This window comes from Paenibacillus thalictri (assembly GCF_004307995.1).
GTDB classification, from domain to species: domain Bacteria; phylum Bacillota; class Bacilli; order Paenibacillales; family NBRC-103111; genus Paenibacillus_AF; species Paenibacillus_AF thalictri.
In genome coordinates this window covers 431327-449990 of sequence record NZ_SIRE01000003.1, presented here as the reverse complement: position 1 = coordinate 449990, position 18664 = coordinate 431327, and the positions used below count along the sequence as shown (strand labels likewise).

Here is an 18664-nt window from a genome sequence, read left to right as displayed (position 1 = left end):
ATCTAAAACTTATGAAAAACTTCAAGTTACCGAAGTTTTCCCAGGCAGCCAGACCGTTTTAAGCGGATAGCTTTTCTTGGATTTCATCCGCAGCGCCGCTTAAAATACCGAACACATGTAAAAGACAAGCCGGACTCCCGGCAACATTATGGCCGTACTTAAGAATATCTTTTATATTATATCACAGTCGGAATTCATATTCCATTCATTTCCCAAGTTAATGGAGGAATTATTTTAAAATGAAACTCCAGACGCGAATTTACGTATAATGATTATAGGGCAAACAAGCGTATAACGAGCATATTTAGTAAGGAGTGGCTCTCATGTCTATTTTTAAACGCGTCGGTTCCATCTTAAAAAGCAACAAGCAGCCCGATCAGCCTGTCAAAACGACCAATTCTTTCGAAGAAACCAATCTCGGCGATATTCTTATCATTGATTTGGAGGAGTACGTCGTATCCGGCAAGGTGGTATATTTTGACCGGGGATTTGCGCCTCACCGGTTCGCTTATTATTTGCAAAACGGGAAGCATATATCATGTCTGCTAATTGAAAAAGGACGCACTTACGAATGTTTTATGCTTGAATTTGTGGAAGGTTCGCTGGATGATCCCAATGATGTGCCGACCCGCCTGGAAGTCGGCGACAACCTGGTCTATGAACTGGAGCATTACCGTACCGATATGGCGCGTACGGAAGGGAACACCGATTTCAGAAACAACGACGATTTACTGATTTGGCGTTATTTTGCCGATCAGGACAGATACTTTTTTCTGCAGTGGCAGGATGGTAAATATGTTGCCTTGGAAGGAGCAAAAATACCCTCCGGCTTGATTCAGTTCATGAAATCCAAATAAGTCTGGGGTGAGTCGCTTGAACAGATGGGTATCATGGATCGCTTGCACGGTCATTTTTACCTTGCTTGTCGGTTGTACGGACGCAGGTTCTTACGTCAAGGAAACCTATCCGCTGGTCGATGTCCAAGGAACGGGCAAAAACACAGCAAAAGTATACGTCGCCGAAGGGAAAAATGTGCCGACGGCCGCCAAAGAGATCGCCAGCAAAGAAAAACCTCAAGAAATAAGCAAGGAATCAACCGATCAGATGTTCCTTGTTTACAAGGATAAGATCGTTAACGTTCATAAGGATCCAAGCAACGAAAGCAACTCCCTAGTGGAAATGGACACGGTGGAGTATGCCAAGGAGCATTACGATTCCTCGTTTCTGCAAGGCTATATTACCGCTTCTTTGCTGCAGTCCGTTCTGGGAGGCGGCTGGTTTAATTCCCGCAACGGCAACGATTATCGGGGATATACTCCGCCTGCGTCTTCATCCGGAAGCGGTCAGCGGACTCAAACGCCAACGCCAACGAGCCCGACTACGAAAACGCCGACGACCTCCGACCGGCAAGGTTCTTTTGGCAGCGGCAGCAGCAAAACGACAACACCGCCAAGCAGCAGCGGAGTCCGCAAAAGCGACGGGTCGACTCCGACCTATAAGGCGCCAAGCAGCGGATCCAGCAAACCAAGCACCGGGTCGCGGTCAGGTTCATTTACGAAACGAAAATAACCGCATTGCTTAAGGCTTTCCTCCCTGCTTAATTGTTACGGGTTTGGGAAGCCTTTTTGCTTTTTGCATCATTAGCGCATGAATCCGGCCGGCTAACAAATACTAGCGGTTGGAGGGCTGCCATATGATGAAAGCATTAAGCCGGCTGTTTGTTACTGCTATAGGCGCGCTGCTCGTGACGGTAGGATTTAACTTTTTTCTTGTGCCCCATTCTTTACTTAGCGGGGGTTTATCGGGCATCGCCCTAATCATCAGCTATTTTACCGGTTGGAATGTCGGGCTGCTGTACTTAATCAGCAATATTCCGGTGATGATCCTAGGCCTCTTGCGGGTCGGGCGCACATTCATCATTTTAAGCACCGTATCCGTCGTGTTGACCTCTTGGATGCTGCAGTTCGTGCCGGTCATTACGCTCACTCACGATAAAATTTTAACGGCGATTAGCGGCGGCGTGCTGATCGGGCTTGGCTCCGGCATCTCGCTGCGGGCGGGCGGATCGACCGGGGGTTTTGACGTGATTGGCTCGATTTTAACCCGCAACCGCGATTTCCCCCTTGGCTCCGCGTTGTTTGCTTTGAACGGAGTGGTCATTTTAGCGTTAGGATATTTTAAGAACGATTGGGACCTGGCCCTTGGCTCTATCTTTTCGATATTCATTACTGTGAAAGTGATCGACGCCATACATATACGGCACCTTAAAGTTACCGTATTTATCATAACCTGCCGCAAGGATCAGTTATTGGAACGTATGCTGAGCATTCAGCGCGGCGTAACCGCCATTCAAACCGAAGGCGCCTATACGAAGCAAGGCCATCACATGCTGATGACGGTAACCACCAAATACGAGCTTGGCGAGCTAAAAGAGCTCATTAGAGAAGCGGATCCCGGCGCTTTCGTCAATATCGTGGAAACGGCTGGCGTTATGGGGCTTTTCCGGCGCGAGGGATGATTTTTTCCCATTCATAATTTCGACAAATGTGTTATAATGAAAGTTGTAATTTCATAAACATGAATTGCGGCTTTATCTGATATTCTCGTAATTCTTTTTCAGTTTTCGTTTGATGACGAATCGGAAGGGGGATGCGTATGGAAACAGTAAAGTTGTCCGAGATTGTAATGAAATTGACGCCAGAACTGTATTCTTCCCTCACACCTGTGGAACTCGATTCCTACATCGTGCTGAGAAATGGACTTGCCGCGCTGGAAGCGGACGATGTCCTTGAAATTATTCAATTCAGCATTTCCGAGCACCAAAAGGTCTTTAAATTAAATTGATGTAATAAAAAAACGGTCTCCATAAATGGGCGGCCGTTTTTTTATACCCCTGAAATTACCACGCGGAAGTTTCTTATTTTGTAATATTTATGCTATATAGTATGATTAGAACATGTTATGATTAAGCTACATCGGATTGATGTTACCGAAGGGGGTGTCATTAAATGGGAGCACTATCGCCATGGCATATCATATTGATCGCACTGGTCGCCCTTCTTTTGTTTGGGCCCAATAAACTGCCTGAACTCGGACGAGGTTTCGGCAAAATGTTCCGCGAATTTAAGGATGCGACGACTGGTGGCGGTTCCAACGCCGCTTCAGAAGATACAACCGCAAGAAAAGAAGTCGGTCCTACCGCTGCGGAAGCGCATAAAGAAGCGCCGGCGGCGGCCAGCGCTGCGGAAGCTTCGCAGAGCAAACACTAATAATCAGCTGAAAAACCATCGGACCTTTAGAGGAAAAGTCCAGATGGTTTTTTTGTTCCTTTGCGCATATAAACGTGAGTTCCAATCAACAACAGCGCGGCAAGCAAAGTCAGCACGGCCCCGAAAGCATACATATATTGTCCACCCCAGCGATCTTGAATCAATCCCCCTATGGTCCCGCCTGTAATTCCCGCTAATCCCAGAAAAACGGCAGACAACAACGATTGACCCGTGGAACGGAGCTCTTCCGGAACCAACCGCACCGCGTATTGAACCGACACAATCCAGAAGACGGCGTAGGTGATGCAATGCGACGCTTGAAGCAGCATGATCAGGAAAGGATCGCTGATCGCATAATATAACAGCCACCGCACCGTATACAGAACGGCAACGATGCTGAGCAGCGCCAGCTCGTGAAACCTATGCAAATACCGGCCCAGCAGCGCAAAGGTAGGCACTTCACTTAATGCGGCAAGCGCCCACGCCCAACCTAACATCGAATCGGAAGCCCCAAGCTCCTTCAAGTACAATCCGGCCAAAACGTCGTTCATCCGGTGCGGCACCGTCAAAATAAATATCATGACTAAAAACCACAAAAACGGCTTGTTCCCCATCACGCTGCCGAACGACCGTAGCGTGATGCGCGTCCCTCCGCTTCTCTCATCCCGAAGCAGCAGCAGCAAAAGCAGCGGCATAACCCATAAACCCCAGTACAAATACGGGATATTGTGCACACCGCCGAGCTTGGCCAATATAAACCCGGAGCTCATCGCTACAAGCGTAAAGCCAAGCGATCCGAACATACGCACGGTTCCGTAAGGCACGCCCGCTTGCAGCGTTGTTTTGATCACGATGCTGTCCAGCAGCGGATTGGAAGGCAGCAGGAAAAAATTCAGCAGCAGCATGAACACAAACGAATACGTAAATCCGTCCAACATAAACACGCCGACGCTGGCCATAACGCTCAAACTCCAAAGCACAAAGATGATCAGCTTCAATTTGTGGTACCTATCGCTTAAATAACCCCACAGCGGCTGCGCGAAGATGGCGACAAAAGGGCCAAACATCATAAGCAGGCCGATCTCTGAAGAGCTGTAACCTTTTTCTGCAAAATAAACCGGTAAAAACGGCGTTAAAATCGCGTTGGTCGCGAAATAAAACATGTTTAATGCGCGCAATGTCAGCAGCTGCTTGTTCATCATTACCCTCTTTTGCTCAAAAATACACAATCTCTATCCTAACCCACTTCTCGGAAAAAGAGAAGCGCAATTTTATAGGTTCGCCGTTTCGACAGCCCGCTATGATAATCCTAGTTTTTTTGACAAATTGCCGCAAATTTTACTATCCGAGCATTTGTTTGTCACCTATAATAAATAGAAGATTAAGAGAATCAACCTTCTGGGAGAGAGAAAAATGGACCTGTTACTTGCATCAATGCTGATGTTGTGGGGAGGCCTTGCGTCGGACCAACCCAACATGACTTTCGAACAGCTGGCTCAAGCCGCCGTCGATTCTTCCAAGCCTGCCATCGTTCAAGCACCGGCGCCTAATGCGTCTACGTCGGACCCGCTTGTTCCGGTGAACAAAATAGACCCGCAAAAAGACGCCCCTTCGGTGAAGGGCATCTATGTCACCGCCCACAGTGCCGGAGGTTCGCGGCTTAACTCGCTGCTTAAGCTTACCGACGAGACGGAATTAAACGCGATGGTGATCGATATTAAAGACGACTGGGGTTACATCACTTACGATACGTCTAACCCCGAACTGGAAGCGCTCGGCTCGAAACAAAAAATCATTCCCGACATGCCAAAACTTATGAGCGAATTAAAAGAACACGGTATTTATCCGATCGCCCGGATCGTCGTATTTAAGGACACCATGCTGGCCAACAAACGCCAGGACCTGTCGTTCCTGAATCCTGACGGGTCGCTGTGGACAAACGGCAAAAAAGACAGCTTCGTCAATCCGTACAAAAAAGAAGTATGGGACTACAATATCGCGGTTGCCAAAGAGGCGGTCAAAGCGGGTTTTAAAGAAATCCAGTTTGATTATGTGCGTTTTCCCGAAGGTTTTGAGACCCGCGCCGATACGCTGCAATACGACAAAGACGAGCGCAGCCGGATCGATGCCGTCTCCGCTTTCGTCAAATATGCCCGTGAGCAGCTGACGCCTCTTGGCGTACGGGTGTCCGTCGACATCTTCGGTTACGCCGCATCGGTTCCCGCCGCGGAAGGGATTGGGCAGGATTTTGAAAAAATATCGCAAAACGTCGATGTGATTTCGCCGATGATCTACCCGAGCCATTATTCGACCGGCTGGTTTGGCCAGAAGGTTCCCGACGCCGCTCCTTATGCCACGATCAACGGCGCGATGAAGGACACCCACAAAAAGCTGGATCCGATTGAAGCATTGAAGCCGGTTGTCCGTCCATGGCTGCAGGACTTTACGGCAACTTGGGTGCCCGGATACATCAAATACGGCAAAAAAGAAGTCGATGAGCAGATTCGCGCGTTGCATGATAACGGGGTTGAAGAGTTTTTGCTGTGGAACGCGGGGAATTCATATAGTTATTAGCCCCCCTCAATCCCCCCGTCGGGGGACTCCAGGCGCTGCGCCCTGGACCCGCCTGCGGTGGAGCGGCTTATGTGCCTCGGGCTCGCACCTTGGTGGGCCTTGCCAACGCTTCGCTTGGCTTTGGCACACCGTGCTTTACTTCAGCGCGATGATGCGGGGCGCCGCTGTGTGCCTCGGGCTCGCACTTTGGTGGGCCTTGCCGACGCTTCGCTTGGCTTTGGCCCACCTGTGCTCTACTCCGGCGCGGTGATGCGGGGTGCGGCTATGTGCCTCGGGCTCGCACCTTGGTGGGCCTTGCCGACGCTTCGCTTGGCTTTGGCCCACCTGTGCTTTACTACGGCGCGATGATGCGGGGCGCCGCTATGTGCCTCGGGCTCGCACCTTGGTGGGCCTTGCCATTGCTTCGCTTGGCTTTGGCCCACCTGTGCTTTACTACGGCGCGATGATGCGGGGCGCCGCTATGTGCCTCGGGCTCGCACCTTGGTGGGCCTTGCCAGCGCTTCGCTTGGCATTGGCCCACCTGTGCTTTACTACGGCGCGATGATGCGGGGCGCGGCTTGTGTGCCTCGGGTTCGCACCTTCGTGGGCCTTGCCATTGCTTCGCTTGGCATTGGCCCACCTGTGCTCTACTATGAACAGCGTTCTGCTTTTAACAACTAACAAGCAGAAGGCTCTCCCTCCCCGGTTACCCGGGCTCAGGAGAGCCTTTTTTAACGTCTTGCCATACCTTGCTACATTCCTTTAATCCATCTCGTAGATGGAGCCGGTCTTACTGGCATACAGCTCTGAATATACTTTCTCGGCATATGCGTCCGTCATGCCGGAAATATAATCGGCCATAAACCGCTGCCACGGCCATTTTCCTTTTTGCTGCTCATATTCTTCGGTCCAGTCGGGAGGAACGATCAGCCGGCCCGTATCCTGGGCGCTGAAGCTGATCCACAGCCGGTGGAGCATGATCTCGCTGCGCTTTTGCAAACGTTGGACGCGAAAATCCTTGATCATCGTGACCCAGGCCATTTTCTTCAATACCTCCATCGTGCGCAGCAGATCCAAATCCTGTTGTCCGTCCCGGACGAAAGTGACCTTTTTCCAGCTCTTCTCAGGATCGTCGATGATGCCGATGCGGCCGGCAAACAGGTTAACCCAACGCGCTTTCATCTCCCTGCGGGTACGGGACGCTTCTTCGTGGCAAGCGGCGTAAATTTTCTCCCACTGTTCGAAGTACGCGGCCAGCACCAGTTTGACAAACTCCGCCACATCCACTTTGTCCCAGCCCAGCGCGCCGTTGCCTTTATCCTGCACGATTTCCTCGACAAGATGGCGCACCAGCCTGCGGTCCTCGAAAAAAGTGCGGTTCATTTGGATTTTGCCGGCGCGGATGCCGTCTTCGATGTCGTGAGTCGAATAAGCGATGTCGTCGCACAAATCCATCAGCTGCGCTTCCAGCGTCGGACAGTTTTCCGGCATGTTCCACAGCTCGCGTAAATAACGGATGCCTTCCCATTCAGAGCCGTATACCCCTTTCATACGGCCGGGTTCATCAAGCGAATACGGATATTTGTTGATGCCAAGCAATACGGCGGCGGTCAGATCCAGACCGTTGCCGCTGTCGGCGCGTTTTTCCAAAAACATCAGGAGCCGAAAGTTTTGCGCATTCCCCTCGTAGGCAAATCCTTCGGGTTCCAGCAGCCGGTTCAGCACGTCTTCGCCTTTATGCCCAAAAGGCGGGTGGCCCAAATCATGGGCCAGCGATGCGCACTCCACCACAGCAGGATTGATGACAAGCCCGGGATGCTCCTTTTTGCTTAAGAAAGGATAAGCACTCCCGATGCGGCCTGCGATTTCTCTGGCGATTTGCGAAACTTCCAGCGAGTGAGTCAGACGCGTGCGGTAATAGTCGCCGGAACCTGCGCCAAACACCTGGGATTTGCCCTGCAAACGGCGAAAAGCCGGGGATTGGATCAGCCGCGCGTAGTCTTTTTCGTATTCATTGCGCTCTTCGCTAGATTTGATTGGAGGCGCCTCATTCAGTCGTAATTTTCGCAAATCCATCGATTGTCATCCTTTACTTCCGTTGTTCATATTACCTTCCAGTTACCTCAAGCCTTCCCATTCCTCATAAAAACATTCCAAATACCGAGTTAACGTTTCGTGCCTTCCTTCAGCCAGCCGCTTGGCATGATCCGTGTTCATCAGGTCTTTAAGTTTAAGCAGCTTTTCGTAAAAATGCGCAACAGCCGATCCGTCGGCGCTGCGGTATTGCTCTTTTGTCATATCCGTACGCGGCACGAAATCCGGATCGTGGATGAGTCTGCCCTTAGCGCCGGAATAGGCGAACACCCGGGCGATGCCGACGGCCCCAATCGCATCCAGCCGGTCCGCATCCTGCACAACCCGGCCTTCCAGCGTACGCATCGGCGGACGCCCGCCACCCTTAAACGACATGGTGCTGACAATTTCAATGACATGCCGGACGGCGTCCGGAGAAACCTCGTGCCGCTCCATCCATTCGCTGATTTTGCGCAAACCCGCCGCTTCATCACCGAACAGCTTCTCATCGGCGAGATCGTGAAGCAATGCCGCCAAACGGCAGATAAAGACGTCGGCGTTCTCCTCCCGCGCTATCCGTTCGGCCAGCCGGTCCACCCGGTACACATGCCACCAGTCGTGGCCGCTTGCTTCTTGTGCCAGTTCCTGCTTTGCATAAGCTTCCGCAGCTGCCAGAACGCGTTGTTCGTGCCGCTTCATTTCAGCCGCGTCATGCATAGGCGTCGGACTCCTGCAATTGATCGTACATCGCCAAATCGGGAATTTGCCAATCAATGGCTCCCATGCCGGCTTGCTCTAAAAATTGATTTGCCTTGGAAAACGGCCGGCTGCCGAAAAATCCGCGATGCGCCGAAAGCGGACTCGGATGCGGCGATTTGATAATAAAATGATGCCGTCCCTGAATCAGCTGCTGTTTTTGCTGGGCATGGCTGCCCCAAAGAATAAACACCACCGGTTTTTCGCGTTCGGCCAAAAGCGAGATTACCCGGTCGGTAAACATTTCCCACCCTTGGCCCTTATGCGAATTGGGCGTGCTTTCCCTTACGGTCAGCACCGTGTTAAGCAGCATAACCCCCTGCTTGGCCCATTTCAGCAAATAACCGTTATCCGGAATGCTGCAGCCAAGATCGCTTCGCAGTTCCTTATACATATTTTGCAGGGAAGGCGGCGCAGGAATTCCCGGTTTGACCGAAAAGCTCAGTCCGTGCGCTTGGCCCGGGCCATGGTAAGGATCTTGGCCGAGAATGACCACCTTGACGTCGGCATAAGAGGTATAGTGCAGCGCGTTGTAAATATCGTACATATCCGGATACACCCTGCGTGTACTGTATTCTTGGCGCAAAAATTGGCGTAATTCCTTGTAATAGGGCTTGGCGAACTCCGGTTCCAGGAGCTGCGCCCAATCGTTTTTTAATATGACATTTGACATAACTCCATCGTCCCCCAACAAAAAAAGCCCTGACGGGCTTTTATTATAATCGTATATCGATATTCCCGCCCAAATGAGGCTGAACGCTTTGCTGAAGCATTTGCGCCAGCTCCTGACCTTGCTGCTGCATCTGGTCCTTGGCGATGGAAAGCAGTCTGACTCCGACGGCGTCTCCTAAGCTGCTTTGCTTCATCTGCATCGAAAGTGCCGCGATATCCATGTGGATTCCTCCGCCTATTTTCGTTTTTTCCATTATACGCTAATTGCTAGTATCATTCAATCATTTAGCAAAGGTTTGAACCATACGCAAAAAGTATTGTAACGCTCGAGCAATCCGTTCTTTCGTTTTCTCATGTTCGGGTTCGCCTTCCGGTGTAAAACGGCGGAATTCTCCGCCGATGGATATCCATTCGGGGCAGTTGATCCCGTGCACGTTGCGGACGACCGTCTGCAGGTGAGTCAGCGGGCTCACGCCTACCGCGCCGCCGGAGGAGCTTGCCGAAAGCACGATTTTGCCGTCAAAATGGTCGAAGCCCAAATAATCCAAAGCGTTCTTCAACACGCCCGATAAGGAACCATGGTAGTCCGGAGTCGCCAATATGACACCGTCCGCTTCCTTTACGATTCGTTCCAGATGGCGTACATTCGGATCGGCACACTCGACTTTAGGAGCGTATAAAGGCAAGGGATGATGATAAAGTTCAAATAAGTTCACGGAACAGCCCATCTCTTCCAGTACTCTGGCCATATAACGGCACAACATCGTGCTTGTAGCATTCTCGCGGTTGCTTCCGGCAATAATCGTTATTTTCAATGTCTCCACCCTCTTCTGTCACTTTACATACATAATAGTATAAAAAGTAAATAAAGTCAATGATATCCACCACTTTTGCGCGCTGCCGTAAATTCCATCGATCCGGTTGCTTTCCACGCCCCGTCATGATATATTCGCCGCGAGAAGAACTACCGCCGACAGACCCCATTGCATCCCATTTTGAAGCTGAAGGAGTGACAGCGGTTATGCTGGAAATCGGAAGCCATGCACCTGATTTTACGGCCGAAAGCACACAAGGCGAGGTACGTCTTGCAGATCATTTAGGCAAAAGGCCGATTGTGCTTATTTTTTACCCGAAAGATGAAACGCCGATCTGCACAAAACAACTTTGCGCGGTGCGCGATTCCAAAACCCGCTACGCGGAATTCGACGCGCTGGTGCTGGGCGTTAATCCCGGCAGTATCGATGAACACCGCCGTTTTGCCGCAAAACATAGGTACGACTTCCCCCTCATCTCCGACCATGACCAAGCGATCCGGCAGAAATACGGCGTCGGCGAGCTGCTGTTCGGACTGCTTGGCCAGCAGCGGATTGTTTTTGTAATCGGCAAAGACGGAAAAATCGCTTATGCGCGCAAAGGAAACCGGCCTACCGATGAAATTGTCGCGGTGCTGCGCGGCACGCCGTAAAGCCGCAGCTTGCACGCGAATCCTAAACGCGCTGCGGCGGCCGGGCCGCTTTCTAGACGCACAAGGGCCGCTGTTCCCATCCCGGAATAGCGGCCCTTGTGATGCATAGGCTTATGATTATTGCGATAAACGCATAGCGAGCTGGTACAAATCGAGATTAAATTCTTTCTTCGAGTTAACGACTTTATCGATGTCGGTAGTTACGAGTTTGTTCTCCATTACGCCGCAGCCTTTGCCGGAATCGCCTTCAATCAGCTTGCGAACGGCAAAATCGCCGAGCCGGCTGGCCAGCACCCGGTCGTTATGGGTTGGCGTGCCTCCGCGCTGAATGTGGCCAAGCACCGTTACACGTGGTTCGATGCCGTTGCGCAGCGTAATTTCCCGGGCAATGTCTTCGCCTTTGCCCACACCTTCGGCTACAAGAACGATACTGTGACGTTTGCCAAGCGCAAAGTTGGTCTTCATCCGCGAAGCGATTTCGTCAAGATCGTAATTGACTTCAGGCACAAGAATCGTTTCCGCACCACTCGCCAGTCCCGAATACAAGGCGATGTCGCCGCAATGACGGCCCATGACTTCCACCACCGACGAACGTTCATGCGAACTCATCGTATCGCGCAGTTTGTTGATCGCGTCTACAACGATGCTGACCGCCGTATCAAAGCCAATCGTATAGTCTGTAAAAGGAATGTCGTTGTCGATCGTCCCCGGAAGACCCATTGTTTTGATGCCAAGCTTGCTGAGCTTGTTGGCGCCTTGGTAGGAACCGTCGCCGCCGATGACGACAAGCCCGTCGATTCCGCGTCTGCGCAGGTTGTCCGCTCCGAGGCGTTGGCCTTCCTCTGTCGTAAACTCCTTGCAGCGGGCTGTCTGCAAAATCGTACCGCCCCGCTGAATGATATCGCCCACGCTGCGCAGGTCCATTTGCCGAATATCGTCGTTAATGAGCCCGGAATAACCTCTTTGCACCGCATATACTTCAAGTCCGTGGAACAATGCGCTCCGCACCACTGCACGTACCGCCGCATTCATCCCTTGCGAGTCGCCCCCGCTTGTCAAAACCGCTATTGATTTTACCGCTGACATGTCATTAATCCTCCCATGCTGAAAATACATATTCACATTTTACTCGAAAATATGACGATGTGCTATGAAATTTTGCGGATCCACATACTATTTACAAAAAAGAAAAGTCTTGTAAGCGGGCTGCCCTTCATCAACTGGCGGGAAATATGCCGCACCTCCGGCTGATCTTTGACCTTCGGATCCGACAAATAAAGCGCCAGCAAACCTTCGATAATCATCCGGTGAAACGATGAATGCTCCAGCTGAAGCGCCTTGCTTCGGGCCTCTTCCGCAATCAGCGCGATTCGGTTCACGGTCGTTTCCCGGTTCTCGTAATAGCTGCAGAAATTCAAATCGCCGCCTGCCAGATCCTCTTCCTGGTCGATCAAATAATCAAGCAAAATATGTAAACCGCAAATATAAGGAAAATAAGTTTCGTATATTTGCTCTACGAAACGCTCGTCCAAACGGGGAGAGGCAGCCGCTAGAAACAGCATAAAAACGCCCAGCGTCGAGCCGGTCGCCGCGGCGAATTCGTTCCATCTGATGTGTGGAAAATGGTGTTTGTGACTTTCCCACCAGCCGAGCAGTTCGGGTTCCCGCAGCTCATGTTTGATATGCTTATGCACCTGCAGGTCGCAGTACAGCCCTACCAATTCGGCGATACGCAAAGCCGCTTTGCTGTACGAGGGCAGCTGGCGGATGCAGGTTTGGCACATTTTGACCAGCTGCTCCAAATAAAGCCCGTCGTCTTTCTCCTGATGAAACTTGTAGTAATCGTGAATGGGCGCTGACGGATTGACCGCGTCGAGCATCGCCTGGTGCAGCTGCCGAAAGTCTTCCGCATCCAGGGAAGTGCTGCGGTCGCACAGGTTGTCCAAATAATCGCTGATCGTCTGGAAAGCTACAATTAACGGAATTAACACATGGCGCATCGGCAGGTTAGCCGCAGCGTACACCGCGCCGCCTTCACAATGGAATTTCTTGGAAGTCATGCTGTCGATCGCCTGCTTGCGAAGCTCCGGGTCGGGAATCCGCTCCGCTGTATTACGCCACATATGGAGCTGCTTGTGCACCTCAGGCAGCACATAGCGATATACGCGCAGCATTAAAGAAACAGGTCCGTGAGGAACCGAAACCTTGCTTGACTTAAGAAAACTCAAGAGAAATACCTCCACCGGCTTGCTCGGAGCAGCTCTGCAGCAGCAGCTTCAGTTCCAGGCTTTGGATCCGCTTCAAGACAGATTCCGCAGCCGTGTCGTGCGCTGTGGTTACTTGCAGCTCGACAATATCGATAAATAAATACGGGTTCCAGCTGTCCGCCGTCAAAAGCTGCTCCAATTTAGCGCGCAGTCCGTCGTGACCGACCGTGCCGATCGCCGTCTCCTGCCGCTCTCTGAGCTTGCTGAACAATCTGGAGAAATTGGGATGAGACCCGACTTGATGAAACCAATATTTCGCATTGCTGTAGTCGCCTTCCATCCGATGCATCATTCCGTGCCAATAACTGCCTTCTTTGCTGTGCAGCTCTTGGGACAGCGTATGCGAGGCGTCCAAGCTGTCATTCCATAAGTGAAGTCCGGCCTTCACCGCCATAAGAAAAGGCCTCTGAGCCGCCGAAACGTCTGCAAAGGCAATGCGGGCAATTTTTATATCGAGAAGCTCATCCCATTCTTCTGTGGGATAAAGCTCAGGCTCGTGGGCAAGTAATTTATTAACGATCGATTGAAGCGCTCCCGGTGCTTCCGGCATACGGAGCACCTCCTTTATCCGGTAATTGTTTCCTTATTTTCTTATAGTATACCTGCCGCGGCAAGCCCGATAAGAATAGATCCGCCAGTAAAGCGTTAATCCTTATGCAAAAACACCGTCGCCCGCTTAATGATGCGCCGCGCCCGGAGCAATATCCTGGTTAATCCGAAACCAGATATGAAGTTCGTTGATGGTGCTCGCCAGCTCCGCAATTTCGCTGTTCAGCTGGCAGGATAACGCAAAGTTTTCCTCCATGCTCAGCTGGCTTTGCTTCACCACAATCACACGTTCGATCGCCATAATGCGATCCGGAATCGTCCCGCGGATTTCTTCCCACCGCAGCAAAATAGCCGACCTTTCCGCTTCGGCGTACTCCTCCCACTCCAGATGAAGCTCAGGCAGCGGAATGCCCAATCGTTCATCGAGCACAAAGCCATAGTTCACCCTTTACTCCCCATTTCCCATGTGTAAAATCTGCTTCGTTGCTTCTATCCTTATAATGTAACATGTATTTGCTGACGCAAGCCAGTGCCGGACGAAAAAAAATGATACCCAGCCCCCCACGCTGGTGTTATAATGAGCAATTGTAAAATTCAATATCGAGAGGATACTATACATGTACAGCGACGGCAAGGTTCAGGTCACGCTTAAGCAGCTGCTCGCCTTTTTTATCCCGCTCGGGATTTCTGCGAGTCTTGTAACGATTTCCCATGTCATCATCAACAGCACATTGGCTCGCTCAGCGCATCCGGAAATCATTATCGCTAGCTACGCGCTTCCCATGAGTCTGCTCGGCATTACGGAACGGCCCGCCATTCTGCTGCGGCAAACGTGTTCGGCGCTCGTAAGAGACCGCATCTCGTTTACGGCCATGTCCAGGCTGACCGTTTATGTTTTGTCCAGCGTCCTGGTTGCAGGACTGATTGTTGCTTATACGCCGCTGGGCCGCGCGATTTTCCAACATTTGCTCGGAGTGCAGCCGGAACTGCTTGACCCGGTGATGAGCGTATACCGCGTACTGATGTTCGTCAGTATCTTTTCCGGACTTCGCTGCGTATTTCACGGCATCATCATATCGAACCTTCGTACAAAATGGCTGACCATCGGCATGATTGTGCGGTTGGCCGCAATGTACTTATTGTCGTTATATTTCATATCCACCGATTCAGTGACAAGCGGCATGGTCGGAGCGATTATCTTTCTGGTCGGCATGGCGATCGAAAGCGCCGTCAGTTTCATCGAAGGCCGGTCTCTGCTCAAGCACACCATTCCGCGCAAAAAAGCGGACCACCCCGTCGAAACGGTCGGCCACATCTTCCGTTTCTACAAGCCGCTGCTGTTCTCTTCCTTTATCGCCGTTGTAATCGGGCCTTCGATCAACGCCGCGTTGGGGAAGTCGGACAATGTGCAGCTGGCAATCGCTTCCTTTGCGATTGCTTCCAGCTTAACGCAGCTGGTGCAAAGCTTCTTCAGCTACATTCATCAAATTGTGCTGAACTTTTACCGCAAAGACAGCCGCCAGGTGCACCGGTTTCTGATGGTCGTCGCTTTCATTCCGACGCTGCTGATCGCGATTCTGGCCTATACGCCGCTGGGCACGTGGTTTATGGCGAATGTAATGGGGGTAAACGAGCGGCTGATGGTCGCCAGCATCGAAACGCTCCGCATCTTTATGCTGACCACACTCATTTTCCCATGGCTCGATTTCGGCAACGGCATCATTATGCTGCAGGGCGAAACCAAGCTGATGGTTTGGTCGCAGGCGGCCAATGTGACGGTCACGCTGATTTCCTTAGTCGCCTGCATCTTTATTAACAGCGGTTGGAACGGGGCTATCGGCGCTTTAGCGCAATCGCTCGGACTTGCCGCGGAGGCCGGGGTCGTCCTCTATATGCTGCGGGTAACGCTGCATTCCGACCGGACGCTGAAATCGGCGGTATAATGGTTTTCTCCATGAAAAGACAGAATACAAGAGAGTGAGTTTCCATGAAAGCAACTTTTCACGAAAACGTGCTCAGGGCGTTTTCTTTTTCTTTATATACCACAACAGCAGTGATTACTTCGTTTTTCGCTTTGTATTTTCAAGCGAAAGGTCTTTCGACCGTGCAAATCGGGCTGCTCTTTTCGATGGGGCCGCTGGTCGGGATCGTGTCCAATTTATTTTGGGGAGTTCTAAGCGATAAATGGAGAACGGTCAAAAAGCTGCTTATCATCATTTTGGCAGGACAGCTGATTATGGCTTTCGTCATGTTCCGCAGCGACTCCTATATGGTGCTGCTTGTGCTGATTTCTTTATTTTACTTTTTTCAAACGCCGGTAAGCTCGCTTTCCGACAGCTTGACCTTGCTCACTGTGGCCGGAACCAAGCGAAGTTATGCCTCGATCCGCATATTCGGCTCGGTGGGGTTTGCGATCGCAGCGCTTGTATTTGGCATGTATTTAACCGCTAAAGGAGCAAGCGCGATTCCCTCGTTATGTCTGGCAACGGTCGTTCTCACCCTGATTGTTTCGTTTTTTTTACAGGACAAGCAAGGTTCTGTCAAAAAGATCGGGTTTAACGGACTTTTTCACATCATTACAAGAAAAAGATTTATCCTGTTCATGCTGACCATGCTCGCCGTATCGATCAGCACTCGCACCAACGATACGTTTCTCGCTTTGTTTTTGCAGCAGCTTGGGGCAAGCACGACGCTGATCGGTAATTCCTGGATGATGTCCGCCCTCAGCGAAATTCCGGTCTTTTTCCTGATGAGCAAATACGGCCATAAATATAAGGAACTGCCGCTGCTGATGGTCGCTAGCGCGATGTATTGCTTGCGTTTCGTGCTGATGAGTTTGACGCACGAGCCGGGTTGGGTGCTTGCCATTCAGGCGATGCACAGCTTGTCATTTGGCATCTTTATGCCCACCGTGCTCCGTTACATCTCGCAAGCCGTCCCCGATCAATACAGAGCCTCAGGGCAAGCCTTGTATGCCGTCATTTGGACGGGGCTGGGCGGATTGATCAGCGGAGCGGTTGGGGGCGGCATTTATCAGCTGCTCGGACCGCATATGCTGTATGCCAGCAGCGCTTTGCTTGCTTTTATTGCCATGCTTGGCTTCTGGGGACTGCACATAACGGAGCGCGATGACGTCTCGCTGGAAGAAAGTTAATCGCTCAGCTTCAGCTCCAGCCGATATCCGAGCCCCCGGATCGTACTGATTCGGAACGCATGCAGGTGCTCGGGGAATTTTTCCCGCAGCCGATTAATATGCACGTCGACGGTTCTTTCATTGCCCTCAAAATCAAAACCCCATATGCTTTCGATCAACTGATCGCGGGAAAATGTTTTGCCCGGATAACTGGCCAGCTTAAACAACAGATCAAACTCTTTAAGCGGCAAAGTGATCGGCCGCCCTGCGGCAACAGCTTCGTACGTTTTGCGGTTGAGCGTCAAGCCCGCCAGCTGCACCGTTTGCGACGACTCGATGCGGTAGCGCTTGAGCAGCGCTTTGACGCGGGCGATCAGCTCCTCGGGTTCGAACGGCTTGACTAGGTAATCGTCCGTTCCCAGCCTGAAGCCTTTTACCTTCTGCGCAGTATCCCCTTTGGCCGTCAGCATCAGCAGCGGCAGATCGTAATGCTCGCGCAGCTTCATGCACAACTCCCAGCCGTCCATATTCGGCATCATAATATCGAGAATGACTAGATCGATCCGTTCCGTCTCCATGACGGTTAACGCCTCTACACCATCCGAAGCCTCCGCCATGTCAAATCCTTCGTTTTTCATAAAAAAGCGTACGAGCTCGCGTATATTCGAATCATCGTCCACCACTAGCAGCTTAGCCATTGCCGCCGCCTCCCGTCTTTCCGTTATTCCCTGATGCCCCCGAGCCCGAGTGATTCGGTAACGCCACAATTATCGTTGCGCCTTCCCCCGGTTCGCTTATCGCCCGCACCGTGCCTTGATGCAAATCAACGATCCGCTTCACAATGGCCAGGCCCAGCCCGCTGCCACCTACCGCTTTGTTGCGGGAAACGTCGCTTTTATAGAACCGTTCGAAGACATGCTCCAAATGCTCGTTGGCAATGCCGATGCCTGTATCTTTGAACAATATGTTCAGCTGCTGCGGTTCCTGCGCGAGCTCAATGCGGATCGAGCCGCCGCGCGGCGTAAACTTGATGCTGTTATGGAGCAGATTAAGCCATACCTGGCTCATCAGTTCTTCGTCGGCAACAATATACGTTTCTTCAAAAGCGACATCGATGTCCAGCTCCTTCGGCTGCCATTGCGGCTCGCATGCAAGAACAAGATGAATCATCTGCTTGTCGAGGCGGTACCGCTTCGGTTCAAAAGGCTGAAGCTCGGATTCCAGCGACGTCAGCTTCAACAAATTGTCGCTCAGCTTGGACAAACGCACGCTCTCCTGTTCAATAATTTGCAGATAATGGAGCCGCTCCCGCTCGTCAAGCCCCTCCTTCTGCAAAGCGCGTGCAAAACCGCTAATCGAGGTAAGCGGAGACTGCAGCTCATGGGACACATTGGAGATAAACTCCTGCCGCATCATCTCCATCTGCCCCAGTTCTCCGGCCATGTGATTGATGCTTTCAAGAATCGGCGCGAAATGACCGGCTTTCCGCGGATCGTCATCCAGCTTGACATTGAAGTTTCCTTTGGCGATTTGCCGTATGGCATCGATGATCGAGCGGAGTACGACCATATTTTTATCGCGGGCAAAAAAGCTGATAATCGATATGATGAGCACAATCAAGAGAAAAGCGGCGATCGCATTGGCAATTTGCAGCAGCAGTCCGGAAAGTTCCAAACCTGCCGCTTTATACACATAAGGCATTCCATAATACGCCGCGGTATGGCACAAGGAGATAGCGATAATAACGGTGCACAGCGCCCATATAAATTTCAAAGCAATAAACAGCTTGCCCTTCCAGCCTTCAGTTCTCTGGCGGTGGCGGCCGGTATATAGTTCATCGTCACGGCTCCTGCGGCGGAGGCCGGTATTTGACGCATCATCGCGTCTCCTGCGACTCATTTTCACGGTGAAGCCTCCTCGCGGTAAC

General features: G+C 51.6%; 22 protein-coding genes. 10 read left to right on the top strand and 12 right to left on the bottom strand.

Annotated features, from left to right (window positions below; all coding sequences use genetic code 11):
- Positions 1-323: 323 nt before the first annotated feature.
- From EYB31_RS04250 to tatA, 5 genes are all read left to right on the top strand, one after another.
- Positions 324-857 (top strand): DUF4178 domain-containing protein, encoded by a 534-nt coding sequence (locus EYB31_RS04250; RefSeq protein WP_131012014.1) that lies wholly within the window; start codon positions 324-326, stop codon positions 855-857.
- A gap of 7 nt (positions 858-864) precedes the next feature.
- Positions 865-1569 carry a DUF4247 domain-containing protein gene (locus tag EYB31_RS04245; protein ID WP_420819421.1) on the top strand — a complete coding sequence of 235 codons (705 nt, stop codon included), beginning with the start codon at positions 865-867 and terminating at the stop codon, positions 1567-1569.
- A gap of 124 nt (positions 1570-1693) precedes the next feature.
- The gene (locus EYB31_RS04240; protein ID WP_131012012.1) at positions 1694-2518 is read left to right on the top strand and encodes a YitT family protein; all 825 of its coding nucleotides are present in this window, start codon (positions 1694-1696) and stop codon (positions 2516-2518) included.
- Between the two features lie 131 nt (positions 2519-2649).
- Positions 2650-2844 (top strand): hypothetical protein, encoded by a 195-nt coding sequence (locus EYB31_RS04235; protein ID WP_131012011.1) that lies wholly within the window; start codon positions 2650-2652, stop codon positions 2842-2844.
- 164 nt (positions 2845-3008) lie between these two features.
- Complete coding sequence (gene tatA / locus EYB31_RS04230) at positions 3009-3269, top strand: twin-arginine translocase TatA/TatE family subunit (protein ID WP_131012010.1); 261 nt, start codon at positions 3009-3011, stop codon at positions 3267-3269.
- A gap of 26 nt (positions 3270-3295) precedes the next feature.
- Here tatA and EYB31_RS04225 read toward each other — a convergent pair whose 3' ends face one another.
- Positions 3296-4471, bottom strand: a complete 1176-nt coding sequence (locus EYB31_RS04225; protein ID WP_240762045.1) for an MFS transporter — start codon at positions 4469-4471, stop codon at positions 3296-3298.
- Between the two features lie 211 nt (positions 4472-4682).
- Here EYB31_RS04225 and EYB31_RS04220 point away from each other — a divergent pair, with 211 nt between their 5' ends.
- Positions 4683-5843, top strand: coding sequence for a putative glycoside hydrolase (locus EYB31_RS04220; RefSeq protein WP_131012009.1), 1161 nt, complete (start codon positions 4683-4685; stop codon positions 5841-5843).
- 462 nt (positions 5844-6305) lie between these two features.
- The gene (locus EYB31_RS04215) at positions 6306-6503 is read left to right on the top strand and encodes a hypothetical protein (RefSeq protein WP_131012008.1); all 198 of its coding nucleotides are present in this window, start codon (positions 6306-6308) and stop codon (positions 6501-6503) included.
- Between the two features lie 81 nt (positions 6504-6584).
- Here EYB31_RS04215 and EYB31_RS04210 read toward each other — a convergent pair whose 3' ends face one another.
- Genes EYB31_RS04210 through EYB31_RS04190 form a run of 5 tightly spaced genes read right to left on the bottom strand, consistent with a single transcriptional unit; the run spans position 6585 to position 10138 of the window.
- Positions 6585-7898, bottom strand: coding sequence for a deoxyguanosinetriphosphate triphosphohydrolase family protein (locus tag EYB31_RS04210; protein WP_131012007.1), 1314 nt, complete (start codon positions 7896-7898; stop codon positions 6585-6587).
- 42 nt (positions 7899-7940) lie between these two features.
- Positions 7941-8612 carry an HD domain-containing protein gene (locus EYB31_RS04205; protein WP_240762043.1) on the bottom strand — a complete coding sequence of 224 codons (672 nt, stop codon included), beginning with the start codon at positions 8610-8612 and terminating at the stop codon, positions 7941-7943.
- On the bottom strand, positions 8605-9324 hold the full coding sequence (locus EYB31_RS04200; protein WP_131012006.1) for a uracil-DNA glycosylase: 720 nt from the start codon (positions 9322-9324) through the stop codon (positions 8605-8607). Before EYB31_RS04200 ends, EYB31_RS04205 begins: the two co-directional genes overlap by 8 nt.
- A gap of 43 nt (positions 9325-9367) precedes the next feature.
- A complete protein-coding gene (locus EYB31_RS04195; RefSeq protein ID WP_131012005.1) occupies positions 9368-9544 on the bottom strand; it encodes a YjfB family protein in 177 nt (58 codons plus the stop codon).
- A 60-nt stretch (positions 9545-9604) separates the two neighbouring features.
- Entirely contained in the window at positions 9605-10138 is a 534-nt protein-coding gene (locus EYB31_RS04190) for an NADPH-dependent FMN reductase (protein WP_131012004.1), read from the bottom strand.
- Positions 10139-10344: 206 nt separating this feature from the next.
- On the opposite strand from EYB31_RS04190, the gene EYB31_RS04185 reads away from it, so the two are divergent.
- The gene (locus EYB31_RS04185; RefSeq protein WP_131012003.1) at positions 10345-10788 is read left to right on the top strand and encodes a peroxiredoxin; all 444 of its coding nucleotides are present in this window, start codon (positions 10345-10347) and stop codon (positions 10786-10788) included.
- Positions 10789-10905: 117 nt separating this feature from the next.
- Here EYB31_RS04185 and pfkA read toward each other — a convergent pair whose 3' ends face one another.
- The 4 genes from pfkA to EYB31_RS04165 form a co-directional block, all read right to left on the bottom strand.
- Complete coding sequence (gene pfkA, locus EYB31_RS04180) at positions 10906-11874, bottom strand: 6-phosphofructokinase (RefSeq protein WP_131012002.1); 969 nt, start codon at positions 11872-11874, stop codon at positions 10906-10908.
- A 62-nt stretch (positions 11875-11936) separates the two neighbouring features.
- Positions 11937-12962, bottom strand: a complete 1026-nt coding sequence (locus EYB31_RS04175) for a tetraprenyl-beta-curcumene synthase family protein (protein ID WP_131012123.1) — start codon at positions 12960-12962, stop codon at positions 11937-11939.
- Positions 12963-13002: 40 nt separating this feature from the next.
- Positions 13003-13605 carry a hypothetical protein gene (locus tag EYB31_RS04170; RefSeq protein WP_131012001.1) on the bottom strand — a complete coding sequence of 201 codons (603 nt, stop codon included), beginning with the start codon at positions 13603-13605 and terminating at the stop codon, positions 13003-13005.
- Between the two features lie 126 nt (positions 13606-13731).
- The gene (locus tag EYB31_RS04165; protein ID WP_131012000.1) at positions 13732-14049 is read right to left on the bottom strand and encodes a hypothetical protein; all 318 of its coding nucleotides are present in this window, start codon (positions 14047-14049) and stop codon (positions 13732-13734) included.
- A 172-nt stretch (positions 14050-14221) separates the two neighbouring features.
- On the opposite strand from EYB31_RS04165, the gene EYB31_RS04160 reads away from it, so the two are divergent.
- Both EYB31_RS04160 and EYB31_RS04155 read left to right on the top strand, forming a co-directional pair.
- Positions 14222-15547: a multi antimicrobial extrusion protein MatE gene (locus tag EYB31_RS04160; RefSeq protein WP_131011999.1), complete on the top strand. Its 1326-nt coding sequence runs from the start codon at positions 14222-14224 to the stop codon at positions 15545-15547.
- A 44-nt stretch (positions 15548-15591) separates the two neighbouring features.
- Positions 15592-16758, top strand: coding sequence for an MFS transporter (locus EYB31_RS04155; protein WP_131011998.1), 1167 nt, complete (start codon positions 15592-15594; stop codon positions 16756-16758).
- Here EYB31_RS04155 and EYB31_RS04150 read toward each other — a convergent pair.
- The gene (locus EYB31_RS04150) at positions 16755-17435 is read right to left on the bottom strand and encodes a response regulator transcription factor (protein WP_131011997.1); all 681 of its coding nucleotides are present in this window, start codon (positions 17433-17435) and stop codon (positions 16755-16757) included. The two genes, EYB31_RS04155 and EYB31_RS04150, sit on opposite strands and share 4 nt — an antisense overlap.
- The gene (locus tag EYB31_RS04145) at positions 17428-18636 is read right to left on the bottom strand and encodes a sensor histidine kinase (protein ID WP_240762062.1); all 1209 of its coding nucleotides are present in this window, start codon (positions 18634-18636) and stop codon (positions 17428-17430) included. Before EYB31_RS04145 ends, EYB31_RS04150 begins: the two co-directional genes overlap by 8 nt.
- Positions 18637-18664: the final 28 nt, after the last annotated feature.

Bases quoted from the DNA above. Each gene is read 5' to 3' on its own strand.
- EYB31_RS04250 (WP_131012014.1), top strand. From the start codon at position 324: ATGTCTATTTTTAAACGCGTCGGTTCCATCTTAAAAAGCAACAAGCAG.
- EYB31_RS04240 (WP_131012012.1), top strand. From the start codon at position 1,694: ATGATGAAAGCATTAAGCCGGCTGTTTGTTACTGCTATAGGCGCGCTG.
- EYB31_RS04235 (WP_131012011.1), top strand. From the start codon at position 2,650: ATGCGTATGGAAACAGTAAAGTTGTCCGAGATTGTAATGAAATTGACG.
- tatA (WP_131012010.1), top strand. From the start codon at position 3,009: ATGGGAGCACTATCGCCATGGCATATCATATTGATCGCACTGGTCGCC.
- EYB31_RS04225 (WP_240762045.1), bottom strand. From the start codon at position 4,471: ATGATGAACAAGCAGCTGCTGACATTGCGCGCATTAAACATGTTTTAT.
- EYB31_RS04220 (WP_131012009.1), top strand. From the start codon at position 4,683: ATGGACCTGTTACTTGCATCAATGCTGATGTTGTGGGGAGGCCTTGCG.
- EYB31_RS04210 (WP_131012007.1), bottom strand. From the start codon at position 7,898: ATGGATTTGCGAAAATTACGACTGAATGAGGCGCCTCCAATCAAATCT.
- EYB31_RS04205 (WP_240762043.1), bottom strand. From the start codon at position 8,612: ATGCATGACGCGGCTGAAATGAAGCGGCACGAACAACGCGTTCTGGCA.
- EYB31_RS04200 (WP_131012006.1), bottom strand. From the start codon at position 9,324: ATGTCAAATGTCATATTAAAAAACGATTGGGCGCAGCTCCTGGAACCG.
- EYB31_RS04195 (WP_131012005.1), bottom strand. From the start codon at position 9,544: ATGGATATCGCGGCACTTTCGATGCAGATGAAGCAAAGCAGCTTAGGA.
- EYB31_RS04185 (WP_131012003.1), top strand. From the start codon at position 10,345: ATGCTGGAAATCGGAAGCCATGCACCTGATTTTACGGCCGAAAGCACA.
- pfkA (WP_131012002.1), bottom strand. From the start codon at position 11,874: ATGTCAGCGGTAAAATCAATAGCGGTTTTGACAAGCGGGGGCGACTCG.
- EYB31_RS04175 (WP_131012123.1), bottom strand. From the start codon at position 12,962: ATGCTGCGCGTATATCGCTATGTGCTGCCTGAGGTGCACAAGCAGCTC.
- EYB31_RS04170 (WP_131012001.1), bottom strand. From the start codon at position 13,605: ATGCCGGAAGCACCGGGAGCGCTTCAATCGATCGTTAATAAATTACTT.
- EYB31_RS04160 (WP_131011999.1), top strand. From the start codon at position 14,222: ATGTACAGCGACGGCAAGGTTCAGGTCACGCTTAAGCAGCTGCTCGCC.
- EYB31_RS04155 (WP_131011998.1), top strand. From the start codon at position 15,592: ATGAAAGCAACTTTTCACGAAAACGTGCTCAGGGCGTTTTCTTTTTCT.
- EYB31_RS04150 (WP_131011997.1), bottom strand. From the start codon at position 17,435: ATGGCTAAGCTGCTAGTGGTGGACGATGATTCGAATATACGCGAGCTC.
- EYB31_RS04145 (WP_240762062.1), bottom strand. From the start codon at position 18,636: ATGAGTCGCAGGAGACGCGATGATGCGTCAAATACCGGCCTCCGCCGC.